Here is a 13,059-nt window from a genome sequence, read left to right on the forward strand (position 1 = left end):
ATGGGAAATGGGGTTCAAAAGAATCTAAAATCTAAAATCTAAAATCGTTTGACTGAGCGCTCACGCCGAAGTCTAAAATCTAAAATCTAAAATCTAAAATCTAAAATGGTATAATCCCCTTTCAGCAGATTGAAGGCTACTAGGGAGGTCATGATGTCGGACTGGAAAGAAATTGGCGGCGGAGTTACAGCACCCAGAGGGTATCGAGCATCGGGAATTACAGCGGGTTTGAAGCCTTCAGGCTTGCCAGATTTAAGTTTAATTTTGTCAGAGGTAGACGCGATCGCCGCCGGAGTCTTCACAACCTCCACTGTCCGGGCCGCTTGCGTGGACTACTGCCGCCAGCGTTTGCAAGCTAAACCCAGCGCGAAAGCAATTTTGTGCAATGCGGGACAAGCTAATGCTGCTACTGGCGAACAAGGTTTGGCAGATGCCCTCGAAAGTGCCAAATTGTTGGGAGAAGCGCTGAATATTCCTCCAGAATCAATTCTTTTGGCCTCCACTGGCGTCATCGGACAGCGGATAAAAATGGAGCCGCTGAGGGCGGGAATTCCCCGATTAGTTGCTGAGGCATCGGAAACTGGTTCGGATGCGGCGGCTAAGGCTATTTGTACGACTGATTTAGTGCCGAAAACGATCGCCCTGGAAACCATGTTTGGCGATCGACCCGTCCGCATCGGCGGCATTTGCAAAGGTTCGGGAATGATTCACCCGAATATGGCAACAATGCTGGCATTTGTAACTTGCGATGCAGCAGTGTCATCGCATTTGTGGCAAGAAATGCTGAGTCGGGCGGCTAACAGAAGTTTCAATCAAATTACTGTTGACGGCGATACCAGTACCAACGATTCGCTAATTGCTTTGGCCAACGGTCAATCCCGCACGCCCGCAATTACAGAAATGGGGGCGGATGCTGAAAAATTAGAGGCGATGCTGACAGAAGTTTGCGTGCATTTAGCAAAGGCGATCGCCCGTGACGGCGAAGGTGCAACTTGTTTGGTAGAAGTACAAGTTAGTGGCGCGCTGGATGAAGTTTCTGCGAGTAAAATTGCCAAAACAATTGTCGGTTCTTCTTTGGTGAAAGCTGCTATTTTCGGACGCGATCCGAATTGGGGGAGAATTGCGGCGGCGGCTGGGCGCGCTGGTGTACCTTTCGATCAAGAGAATTTGCGGATTCAATTAGGGGATTTTTTGATGATGGAAAACGGACAACCTAAAGAGTTCGATCGCGCTGCTGCAAGTAATTATATGAAAGCGGCTGCGGAGGGAGAATATTTGAAGGCTGATACGGTTGTAATTCAGGTTAGTGTGGGGAATGGCAGCGGTTTTGCGAAAGCTTGGGGATGCGATTTGAGTTACGACTACGTGAAGATTAATGCGGAGTATACGACTTAAATAAGTCCAGGCGGTTAGAAGTCCGGGTGGTTAGAAACCTCGCCTGCACAAACAAAACCAGACGAGAGCGGGTTAAAGGCAAATTTCACACAATTTAAACTAAACTTCCCCCCGTGGGGGGAAATTAAAAAATCTGAAACCTTTACTCACCGAGTTAATCTCAGCTTTTTTGCTCCTCATTTTAAAATCGCTGAAGCCCTTATACAGATAAGCTTTTTAGGATTTTAACTAAAAATCGATAAAAATATTATTCAGAATAAGTTTCAATACTTTTTAAGCTTATTACCAATAAGTCTAATGTATCACCTTTTCCAAAAATTGCTAATGCTGATTGGAACAATTTTGCTAACAGTGTATATAGCTGCTTGTGCGTTTCTGCTAATTCGGCAGAGGCAAATGATTTTTAAACCGACCTATGACACTTTAGAATTACCCTCAAATTTTAATCTCAAATATGAAGAAGTTTGGTTTTTGGGAAACAGTAGGTCTAATTCGCAAGACAAATTACATGGGTGGTTTATTCCAGCGTTAAAACGAGATACAGAAGTTGGGACTATTTTATATTTTCATGGAGCTGGAACAAATATTAGCAATCCGATTTATCTTCGAGATATTGCACAACTCAACCAACTAGGATTCTCTGTCTTTATATTTGATTACCGAGGTTATGGTCAAAGCGGGGGAGATTTTCCCTCTGAATTGAGCATTTATGAAGATGCCGCAAATTCTTTAAAATATTTAACAGAAAATAGAAAGATTGCACACCAAAACATTTATTTGTTTGGGGTTTCTTTAGGTGGAGCAGTTGCGATTAATTTAGCAGTTAAAGAGCCAACTATAGCGGGACTGATTGTTGTCAGTTCTTTTACCTCTATGCAGGAAGAGGTACTTCATTTAGGTTATAGGATTTTCCCAATTGCATGGATATTAAATCAAAGATTTGACTCCCTTAGTAAGGTTGCATATCTAAAAATACCTATTTTAATCGTTCATGGTACTTCTGATCGGTCAAATCCTGCTAGTATGAGTCAAAAGCTTTATGATGCAGCACCTCATCCCAAGCAACTTCTTTTAATTCCAGGTTTTGGGCATGATAATATCTCAGACATGATTGAAAGTCCTCAGTTTAGGGATGGCATGAAAAAATACATTGAGGAGGTTAATGCAACGAAATGAGAATACTTCTTCTTGGGTTCATATTTTTATGTGATTACAAAGTTTAAAAACACGCCCTAACCAAAACTATCGGAGACAAACACATAGCCGCCGCCATATCCAACATTATCATCCACTAATATTAAGCCCTCGTTACCCTGCGAATCGACACTCTGAGCAAGTCCATAATTGACCACCCGCAACAACCGCTGCGGCGTAAACGATTCCAATTCCACAAAATTGCCGGCTTCCAGCCATGCTAGTTCTTCTGCTGTTAAACCTTGCCTTACAGCGTCGGGTAATTGACGGGCTGTTTGTGCCATTGTTTGAGATTGCTGCACAAACATATCGCGGGTTGCTAAGATTTGACGGGGAGAAATTCCCAAATCAAAAATCGTTACCGCTTGATTCGCAAACCACTCTGGATTAGTCCGCAGTTGATGCACTAAACCAACTCCACCAGGACTCGCATTGTGCAGCGCATAAACTTTTAAATCGGCATTACGGCGCAGCATTTCGATGACGGTGTTGAAGATGCTTTGGGGATAGCCACTAATACTAAGAATCGCGCAGTTGTTTTCAAAATGGACGTTGTTGGCAATTAGGAATTGGGCAATTTCGTCACTGTCGCAGATGATTGCGCGATCGAAGCTGTAGGCGCTGACTTCGCGATCGATGCTGGCGGGTAAAGCTTCTTGACGAGGTGCAGGGAGCAGTTTTTCTAATGTGCCGTTCACTGTTTGCCAGTCTCGCAGCCATTTATCGCTTTGCGCTTGATTAACGAGAAATATTTCACCCGTTATCTGTGGGCGTTTTTTTTGTGAAATGCTGAGCCAGTAGGAAAATAGTCCTAGTGCAGAGGCTGCGATGTATCCTGGAAAATAATTAAATATCAAGCTTCCTGAAATCCCTGTTACTAAAATAATTATTCCTAAAGTTTGTAAATTTGTGGCATTAATTTTTCTGCTGCGAACACTTTGCTCGGTAGATTGGCTGTTCGCGAAAAATCCCCGAATCCAAATAATATTGAAAACTGTCCATACTATCAAAAATCCCGCAGTGTCAGAAAAGATAGAGCTAATGAATATCCCGCCAAAGTTCACCAGGAAAAAACTCTGGACTAAATATCCTAAAATCCAGTTCCAGAGGTTAGATGAGGTGCGATTTTTTAGCCGTTGATCTATCAAATATAAAAACTGTTTGGGCGTAAAAAATAACATATTCTGGCTGGAAATATCTTCGATCGCATTTTTGAAAAAGGGATCGGTGAATGCCAACTTTTTATCAGTGACGGTATTGGGTTCAAAGACAAACGGATGGTTGCACCGTTTACAGCGACCTGAGTTCCTGATACGATCGCTCAAAATGTTGTCGGTTTGACACTGGACGCATTTCATTCCCATTTCGGTTACTCCTGATTGATTTAATGGATTTATATTGTTGACGGTTGTTTTGGAATGATTTAACCGCAGAGGGCGCAGAGGGCGCAGAGGAAGAGAAGAGAGATAATAAGTAGAAGGAAGAAGGAAGAAGGAAGAAGGAAGAAGGAAGAAACTATGCCCAATGCCCAATGCCCAATGCCCAATGCCCTATTAAAATATTTGCCCGTTTAACAAGATAGAATAGTCTTCTCGCTGTCGAATTAATCGATCGCCCTTAGCATCAATCAACACCTCAGCAGGGCGGGGGCGGTGCAGAAAATGCGACGACATCGCATAGCCGTAAGCCCCGCTATCCAAAATCGCGATCGCATCTCCAATTTTGAGTTTCGGTAGCCAACAGTTGCGCCCCAAATAATCCCGCGAATAAGTGGTGTTGCCGCAAATATCCGTTTCGTGTCGCGATACATCGTCGGTTTCCCAAGTTGCGATCGCCCGATAGCCCCCGTGCACCGCAGGCACCGATAGATTTGATACAGTCGTATCCACGCCGACAATTTGCCTATCGCCCAACCACTTCACCGACACAACTTTCGCAAGCAAAACGCCACAACCTGCGATCGCCGATCGTCCCGGTTCAATCACCAACTCGATCGGGCGAGATAGCGCACTCAACCTTTCAGTAATCGCCGCACCAAACTCCCGCCAGTCAAACACTGCACCGCCTCGATAGGGATAGCCAAAACCACCGCCAAAATCAAGGGTTCGCCAATCGGGCAACTGTTGGGCGATCGCAATTAGGCGATCGATCGCCTGCGTAAAAGCACTCGTGGCGTTAGTTCCTGTCCCCCGATAAAAATGCAATCCGGTAATCTTCAACCCCTGCTGCTGCGCGATTTCGTTGGCTTTCTCGAATTCGGCGGGACGCACTCCAATCCGACTGTCTCCCGTCAATTCCGGTGAGTTGAGGCGCAGTCCAATTTCGGCACGGATCGATCGCGGTTGACTCCCGAAATATTCGCAAAAATCTTGGAGTTGCGACAGACTATCGAAATTAAATCGATCGATCTTCCACTCGATCAATTGCTGAATATCCGCCCTGTTGAGGTTACTGCCGGTGTAGACAATGCGATCGCTCGTAAAACCCGCTTTCAGCCCCAAAAAAACATCCCCCGGTGTATTCGCGTGTAGCCCCCAACCAGCCTGCTGAATCAATTGCAACAGAGCAATATTGCCGTTGGTGACGCTAGCAAAATGAAACTGAACGTGCGGATAGTTGATCGATCGCGTAATATGCTCAAGGGTTTGATGGAGGCGATCGGCCTGATACACATATAAGGGCGAACCATAAGTTGACAAAAGTCGCTGGGCCATTGCTTCGGAGAACGGCGGCGAATGAGTTTTGGTTTCATTCTGTAGCAAAGATTCAGTCATATAGAAGAAGGAAGAAGGAAGAAGGAAGAAGGAAGAAGGAAGAAGGAAGAAGGAAGAAGGAAGAAGGAAGAAGGAAAAAGGAAGAAGGAAGAAGGAAGAAGGAAGAAGGAAGAAGAAATTAAGGAAGAAGGAATAAGGAAGAAGAAATTAAGGAAGAAGGAATAAGGAAGATTGTAAAATCGAGTGAATAGTAGTCAACAGTCAACAGTCAACAGTCAACAGTCAACCTCCTTCGATATTTCCAAATGCGCTGTCCGATCGCAGGCGGCAACCAAAACACATGATCAAGCGATCGCTTAACCGGAATTTCGCCTAAAACCTCGGTTCGCCATGCCTGCCACATCAGCAGCAACCAGAGATTATTGCCAATATAGCGATCGCGCATTGCAACTCCAAGTTGTCCCGATAACATCGAGTCGGCCAAATAAGGCTGCCAGCAATTTTCCGATCGCAGCACATTCGGATTCAGCCGATCGCCGATCGCAGCCCAAAACTCCCCGTAATACCAAACCTTCAACGGCACACCCATCCCGCGCTTTTCCCGCCAGACAATTTCCGGCGGCAGCCAGCGTTCGGACGCTTTTTTGAGGATGTATTTTTCGCACGCACCTTGCAGTAGAAGCTCGCCAGGGAGTTGAAACGTCCATGCTGTGAGGTCGGGGTCGCAGAAGGGCGATCGCACCCACAAACCGCAAGCAAACCCCAATGCCGTTGCCCTCGGCTGAATATTTTGGGCACCTTTGAGCATCAGCGAAGCGCGCCGTAGCCTTGCTAGCAGGGAAGGACAGGTTTCGGGGTCGATCGCGTCTTGCAGGTAAACGCTCAAATCGTGAGACTGAATGCGATCGAGCATTTCTGGCGAAAAAATCTGTTTTTCATAACCATAAAATCGCTGAAACGTCCGCAAATACTGCTGTTCAAAGGTTTCTTTTCCGGCAGGATGTTCTGCACTGTAAACTCCGTTGGCAATCAAAGGCTTGTTTGTCCATCCGGCAAATAGCTGATCGCCATTCTCGCCATTGAATACAACTCGCACGTCTTGCGCCGCCGCCTGTTTGAGCAAAAACAGTGCAGCCGTCGTGCCATCTCCATAGGGTAAATCGAGGGCTTTGGCGGTTGGCCCGATCGCCCGCAACACTGCATCACCCGTCGCCGCCACTCGGATCAGCGGAATCTGGAAAAAGTCCGCCACCTGTTGGGCGTAGGGCAGTTCGGAATAGGCTTCGACACCAAAATCGAGGGCATAGGCGCGCACCTGCAAGCCTGCTTTCACTAGCAGCGCCGTCACCAGGGAAGAATCGATGCCACCGGAGAGTAAAACGCCTACGGGTTCGTCGATCGGCAAATCGGCTACTTGTCGATCAATCGCCTGTTGCAACAGCCCTTGTAATTGTGCGATCGCCTCGTCTTCACTCCGCAGTAATTGGGGCGCTTCCTGCCAAGCTGATTTGAGCGATCGCACTTTCGGCAGATTGTTAACATCGGCGATTTCCCAAATCATCTCGCTTCCGGCTGCTACGGATGCAATTTGCTCGATCGGCGTTAACGGCGTGGGCACGTAGGAAAAACAAGCATAACTGTGTAGGGCGATCGGGCTAATTTGAGGGGAAGCGATCAGCGGTAGCAGCAATTGCAGGCGCGTCGAAAACCAAATCGTTTCTCCCAACTGCATCCAATAAAGTGGCACTCGCCCAAACGGATCGCGCCCCAGCCTTAGCTGTTGGGCTTCTACCGCCGCCCAAGCATCTCCCGGAAAATCCGTCGCCCGATCGCGCCCGCAAGCATTCAGCGTCACTCGATCGCCCGCGAGGGCTGATGCAGAGGCGATCGCCCACTCTGATAATTTGCCCTGCCGAATGCAGTAATCTGGGACTAAACGGCTGAGCGTTTTTGTGTGATCGCCCTCTCCCCAATAGCCGATAAAATGTGAAGGTTTGTCGATCGCACCCATTAGATGTCTCCAATAATTATTGTGGAACAGGCATCTTGCCTGTTCAAAACAGGCTTTTTTGGATAAGTCTATTTAGATATCTCCAGTAATCATTGTGGAATAGGCATCTTGCCTGTTCAAAACAGGCTTTTTTGGATAAGTCTATTTATTTCACCGTGAAAGGTTCACTGCTGATCACGCGCCCATCCAGAGACATCCGAACTTCCCATTTGCCTGGGGCTGCTGCAGATCCGAGATCGTAAAAGCAGTGCGTATTCCAAATCGGCGTATCGATCGTGCGAGTTTGATACCTGCCCTGATGAACAATGTCACCGCTGGGATTAATCCAATCGCATTGCAGAGACAACTGATTGCCGATCGGAGCATTTTTCAACGTCACCTGATAGTAAACGCGGGGATTAATTTGACGGTTGACTTGAGTGAGGCTGTCACCGCCCTTTTGAGATAGGGCAATCCTGTCTTCTCCTGCGACAATTTGAGCAGTTTGCTGCTTTTGATTTTGCCCGAACAGTACACCTATAGCGATCGCAGAAATGACAACGGCTGTCGAGGCGATCGCGATCCAGCGGTTGCGTCGCTGCTGTTGTTCTAGGGCTTCGCGGCGGCGCATTTGGGCGATCGCATCTTCTAAAAGCTCATCAGGCAGATTCAACTCCCGTAAAATTTCTCTTACCTGATCTGGGGCCAATTCTAACTCGCGCTGCTGCGATAACTTGTCGATTTCAGCGATCACCTGTGCTAATTGAGTTTGAGTGAGTCGAGGTTCCATAGAGTTATTTCCAGTTAAAATTATATATATAAATCACCCCTCTCTTCTCTTCCTCTGCGCCCTCTGCGCTCTCTGTGGTTAAATTATCCATATTATTCAATAAATAGCTCTCAAAGTCAATTCATAAAAATCATAACCTTAACCTCATAAAATTCATATAAAAGCTATGGTAAGGTGCGTCGCTATCTATACTATCCAATTTTTATTGAATATCTGACAGCGACGCACCCTACACATTATCGCTAATTCCTCTATTTAAGAACCTCTATTATAAAATCAAGGCTGCTGCACTGTTCTATTTTCGTTTCAGTTAAAGGCAATTTGCCTGATTCTACTTTTTCCTGTTGGCGATTCAACCAAATTGCGTTTAATCCCGCATTTTTAGCACCACAATAATCAGCCTTAAAGCTGTCGCCGATATGCAACACATCCTCGGCGATGCCGTTGTGCTTTTGCAAAGCTGCGGTGAAAATTTGAGACTGGGGTTTTGCTGCACCTACTTCGGTGGAAATTGTCACTGATGTGAAATATTCAGCTAAATTTAGTGCTTTTAATACTGCATAAATTCTGGAATCGAAATTCGAGACTACTGCTAATTCAATCCCTTGTTGCTGCCACTTATTTAATGCTGGGAATACGTCGGGATAGACGAACCAAGGTTCAGCGGTGGCAAAATGAGCGTAGAGTTCCGCAAAGAACTTTGGAAAGTCTGAGAATTGATTGAAAACGCCTGCTCTTTGAAAAGCGTTCGCGCAAACTGCTTGCCACCATTCAAATTCTAGCTGGGGAATTTTGGCTAATTCTCTTCCGGGAAATGCCATCGGATTTGAGTCGGCAAAACTTTGGAAAAATGCTGCATTTAACTCTTTGTTAGAAACAGTTATTCCCCAACTGCGGGCAAATTTTCCGTAGACTTCGCCGACGCTGCCCCGAACGTCAAATAGTGTACCGGCTGCGTCTAAAAAAATAATTTTGGTCATTTGAGAAGAAAAAGGGAAGAGGAAAGAGGACTTATCGCACATCCGGTTGCATCGGAATGATTTAACCACAGAGGACACAGAGAACACAGAGGAAAAGAAGAGAAGAGAAGAGAAATGAGATTTGAATAATTCCTTCTTTCTTCTTCCTTTTTCCTTCTTCCTTCTAATTAGTTGTTTGCGGATTTACTACACCAGAATGATTGGCAATGTTGCCCGCAGGTTCAAATCTGCCTCCTAAATATTTGGCTAGGAATTCTTCGGCGATCGCATAAAAGTGCAGGCGATTTTCGGGCCGCGCAAATCCGTGTCCTTCGTCTGTATACAGCACGTATTCTACAGGTTTGCCGGCTTGTTTCATGGCATTGACAATTTGCTCGCTTTCTGCTAATTTAACTCGCGGGTCGTTAGCGCCTTGGGCGATGAGTAAAGGTTTCTGAATGCGATCGACAAAAGATAAAGGCGAGATCGATTTCAGAAACTCTGGTTCTGTTTCCAAATTGCCCACGCGGTGATACAGACTTGCTTTTCTCGGTTCCCAGTAAGGGGGAATAGTTTGCAGCAGTGTAATCAAATTGCTTGGCCCGACAATATCGACGGCGCAGGCAAAAACATCGGGACTAAAAGTCAATCCCGCTAAGGCGGCATAACCACCGTAGGAACCGCCCATAATCGCAATTTTATCGGGTTGGGAAATTCCTGTTTCTACCAGCCAATTCACCCCATCTAGCAAGTCGTCGTGCATCTTAGCGGCCCATTCGCGATTACCGGCATTGAGAAAGGCTTTGCCGTAGCCGGTGGAACCGCGAAAATTGATTTGCAAAACGGCGTAACCTCGGTTTGCCAGCCATTGGGCTTGTGGATTGTAACCCCAGGTATCGCGTGCCCAGGGGCCACCGTGAACTAGCAAGACTGTCGGTACGGGTGTGGCGACGCCAACAGGTTTAGTCAGGTAGCCGTGAATGGTTAAACCATCTCTTGCGGTGTAAGAAATGGGTTCCATTGATGATAGCGGTAGCCCTTCGAGTTTGGGTTGGTTGCTGAACAGAAAGGTGAAAGTTTTGGAAGTGCGATCGTACACATAGTAGTAGACTGGGCCGTCGTCTGTCATATAAGCGACTAGCCAAGTGGTATCGGCGAGGTTGCGGCTGGTGATGGAGAATTCGCCGGGGCGGAATTTGCCGATCGCCTCAAAATCCTCTGCTATGCTTTTATCTAAAATTTGCCACTCTTGCTTGTCTTTGTAGAAGGAAACCGCCTGAATCTCTCGCTTGGTGGGGTGTACGACAATGCCGCCGACATCGTATTCTGGGTCAGAGGCGAGATCGGTTTCTTGTTTGGTTTCTAAGTCTAATGCGATCGAACGTTTGGCGTTAGCATCATGATTGCCCATGATGTAAAGAATTTTGCCGTTTTCTGAGAACATGACCGCACCACCTTCCTCATCGGGCCCCCACCTTCGCAGGCTTTCCCAAGACTTGTCGGCAGTTTCCCGAAACACCAATTCTGAGCCGCCATCGGCAGTTGTGGCTGTGGCCGCCCGCACTTGGAATTGGGCGTCAACAGTCCAACCGACGATGTTACCTGGGTTGTCGGTGTCAAATTCAACGGCACCATTTTGCAGGTTGATGCGGTAAACGTCGTGTTTGCTGCGATGGCGGATGTTCATTCCCACTAATATTTCATTGGGGAAGTTGCGGTCAAAGGCGATAGTGTGAGCTTGAACGCCTTGAAATGGTGTCAAGTCGCGAACCAGATTTGACTGGATATTGACTGAGAATAAATGCCAGTTTTCGTCACCCTCAGCATCTTGGAGATAAATTAGCTCTTCGCCGCTGTAAGTCCAGTAAAAGATGCGGATGCCTCGTTTTTTATCGGCTGTCAGTTGGCGATCGTCTGCTTGACCGACGGTACGCAATTGCACTTGCAAAACGTTGTGTTCATCTGGTGCAATGTAGGCGAGATATTTGCCGTCGGGTGAAAGTTTGGGGCTAGTTTTTTCGGGGTTTCCAAACAGAATTTCCCGCTCGATTAGCGGAGGAACTTCTGTTTTTGACTGTTGAAATGTGGAAGTTTGCATTTTTTTTTGCCTAAGATTCTCTAGCTGTCGCACTCGCCCGCCAGTCCGCCAGGGAATAAATTCCCTGTCTAATAGCTAAAGTCCTCTAAAAGAGGACTGCATAATTCATTAGACATCTCCCAAAAATAGGTTTTTGTCCAAATACGGCAAGGCTTCCATAATTTTTTTAGGAGATGTCTATTAGTCCTCTTTTAGAGGACTTCCGCTTTGAGGCAGGGGTTTCAACCCCTGCCGGACTGACGGACTGACGGAAACAGCCTTAAATTGACAGGCCTTGGACTCTTGGAGTGCCCCTACGGGTATCGATCGATCGGGGGTGTACTTCATAAACGTAGAATCTGCTGTATCTATTTGAAGAAGCATCGATTAACTTTTAAGCAAATCCTGAATCGGCTTGCTAATCCAATTGAAACCAACTTTTAGCTGATGGTCAAATGTTGGCATCCGATAGAGATAAGCTAAGCGGCGAGCAATGTGGGCTAGTTGTCCGTCGAGTTTAATTCCTAAACCTGCCAGGGTGGCGTTATCAATTCCTAATGTCATCATTTCTCCTAGCGGCTGATAGCGGAAAGGAAGTAATGGGCGACCGGTGAGGGAAGCCCAAATGTTCCATGCGGTGTAGTCAGCTTGCTGGAAGGCTGTTTGGGCTGTTCCGGGGACTTTTTGATTAGTTGCATCGTGACATTCTGCTAAGTCTCCCAAGGCAAATATATCTGGATGGTCGATAATTTGCATTTGCGAATTGACTATTAATTGACCGCGGCGGTTTTGTTTGAGGGGTAGTGATCGCACTGCTTGACTAACTTGAGTTCCTACTGTCCACAGCACTATGTCTACGGGCAGAACATCTAATTGTCCTTTGTAAAGTAAGGATATTGTGTCCGCTTCGATCGCCTCTACTTCTGTTTCTAAGTCGATCCACACTTTCCGTTTTTCTAAAGCTTGGCTGGCGGCTTCGCGGTTAAACTCCGGTGATGTCCGCAGAATCATGTCGCTTTGCTCAACTAACCGCACGCGACCTTTTTCTCCGAGTCGATCGGCTAATTTACAAGCTAATTCTACTCCCGAATAACCGGCCCCGACGATCGCCACCCGAATTTTGTCGGTGTTGCTGGCTTCTAAAAACCGCAGTCTTTCTTCTAAGCGGTAGGCGTCGTCGAGAGTGCGAAACGAGTAAGCATATTCAACCGCACCCTTGACCATATCTAGAGGGGTTTTGCCGCCTAAAGCTAAAACCAGGCGATCGCACGGAATTTCTGGCCCGTCGTGCAACTGCACTCGCTTTTCCTCCACATCGATGCCGGAGACAGTGCCTTGACAAAAGCGCACGCCTGTGTTTTCCAAGAGTTCGGCAAACGGTGGGGCAATTTCCCAGGTTTGGAGTTCGCCGGTCAGGAGTTCGTACAGCAGCGGAACGAACAAAAATCGATCGCGACGGTCAACTAGGACAATTTCGGGTTTTTCGGTTTTGGAGAAGGGTAACTGACTCAAGCGCAGGGCTGTGTAGAGTCCGCCGAAGCCTCCGCCGAGAATGCAAATCCGGGGTTGTTGTTGAGTCATGGTGTTTTGTTTGAGGGGCTCACGGTAGCAAGGAAACTTATCTTATTCTAACGAGAGTGAGGGAGTGGGGAAGGGGGAGAGTGAGGGAGTGGGAGAGTGGGAGAGTGGGAAAGTGGGAAAATCTTCCCTCTTTCCCTCGAACCTCAACATCCATTCGTTAAATCCGTTAAACTGAGATCCTGCACCATTGTCAGCAACAGGCAAGATGCCTGTTCCACAAAGAATAAATTTTCTTGTGGAACAGGCATCTTGCCTGTTCAGAAAAGGCTTATTGAGAATGGTGCAAGATGTGAATTTAACTCATTATGTTGCACCATTCTCAATAAGGCAGGACTTACGCACGCATATTGCCTGTTCTT

Annotated in this window: 10 protein-coding genes; 3 read left to right on the forward strand and 7 right to left on the reverse strand. The window is 46.8% G+C overall.

Going from position 1 to position 13,059, the window contains the following annotated elements; genetic code table 11:
• The first annotated feature begins 153 nt into the window (after positions 1 to 153).
• Entirely contained in the window at positions 154 to 1,395 is a 1,242-nt protein-coding gene (gene argJ, locus QUA83_RS16545; RefSeq protein ID WP_333294411.1) for a bifunctional ornithine acetyltransferase/N-acetylglutamate synthase, read from the forward strand.
• Positions 1,396 to 1,719: 324 nt separating this feature from the next.
• Positions 1,720 to 2,571 carry an alpha/beta fold hydrolase gene (locus QUA83_RS16550; RefSeq protein WP_333294365.1) on the forward strand — a complete coding sequence of 284 codons (852 nt, stop codon included), beginning with the start codon at positions 1,720 to 1,722 and terminating at the stop codon, positions 2,569 to 2,571.
• 56 nt (positions 2,572 to 2,627) lie between these two features.
• On the opposite strand, the gene QUA83_RS16555 is transcribed toward QUA83_RS16550, so the two are convergent.
• On the reverse strand, positions 2,628 to 3,947 hold the full coding sequence (locus tag QUA83_RS16555) for a hypothetical protein (protein WP_333294368.1): 1,320 nt from the start codon (positions 3,945 to 3,947) through the stop codon (positions 2,628 to 2,630).
• 195 nt (positions 3,948 to 4,142) lie between these two features.
• A complete protein-coding gene (locus QUA83_RS16560) occupies positions 4,143 to 5,303 on the reverse strand; it encodes a decarboxylase (protein ID WP_333294370.1) in 1,161 nt (386 codons plus the stop codon).
• Between QUA83_RS16560 and QUA83_RS16565 the strand changes: the two genes are divergently transcribed.
• Positions 5,282 to 5,485 carry a hypothetical protein gene (locus QUA83_RS16565; RefSeq protein ID WP_333294372.1) on the forward strand — a complete coding sequence of 68 codons (204 nt, stop codon included), beginning with the start codon at positions 5,282 to 5,284 and terminating at the stop codon, positions 5,483 to 5,485. The genes QUA83_RS16560 and QUA83_RS16565 overlap by 22 nt on opposite strands.
• 86 nt (positions 5,486 to 5,571) lie before the next feature.
• On the opposite strand, the gene QUA83_RS16570 is transcribed toward QUA83_RS16565, so the two are convergent.
• The 5 genes from QUA83_RS16570 to QUA83_RS16590 all read right to left on the reverse strand — a co-directional run bounded on the left by QUA83_RS16570 (position 5,572) and on the right by QUA83_RS16590 (position 12,700).
• Entirely contained in the window at positions 5,572 to 7,314 is a 1,743-nt protein-coding gene (locus tag QUA83_RS16570; RefSeq protein ID WP_333294373.1) for an asparagine synthetase B family protein, read from the reverse strand.
• Positions 7,315 to 7,459: 145 nt separating this feature from the next.
• On the reverse strand, positions 7,460 to 8,083 hold the full coding sequence (locus tag QUA83_RS16575; protein WP_333294376.1) for a DUF3859 domain-containing protein: 624 nt from the start codon (positions 8,081 to 8,083) through the stop codon (positions 7,460 to 7,462).
• A gap of 251 nt (positions 8,084 to 8,334) precedes the next feature.
• Entirely contained in the window at positions 8,335 to 9,063 is a 729-nt protein-coding gene (locus tag QUA83_RS16580; RefSeq protein ID WP_333294378.1) for an HAD-IA family hydrolase, read from the reverse strand.
• A 163-nt stretch (positions 9,064 to 9,226) separates the two neighbouring features.
• Positions 9,227 to 11,140, reverse strand: coding sequence for a S9 family peptidase (locus tag QUA83_RS16585; RefSeq protein ID WP_333294381.1), 1,914 nt, complete (start codon positions 11,138 to 11,140; stop codon positions 9,227 to 9,229).
• A gap of 366 nt (positions 11,141 to 11,506) precedes the next feature.
• A complete protein-coding gene (locus QUA83_RS16590) occupies positions 11,507 to 12,700 on the reverse strand; it encodes an NAD(P)/FAD-dependent oxidoreductase (protein ID WP_333294382.1) in 1,194 nt (397 codons plus the stop codon).
• Positions 12,701 to 13,059: the final 359 nt, after the last annotated feature.

Source organism: Microcoleus sp. K1-B1, from assembly GCF_036704705.1.
In the GTDB taxonomy this organism is placed as follows: domain Bacteria; phylum Cyanobacteriota; class Cyanobacteriia; order Cyanobacteriales; family Microcoleaceae; genus Microcoleus.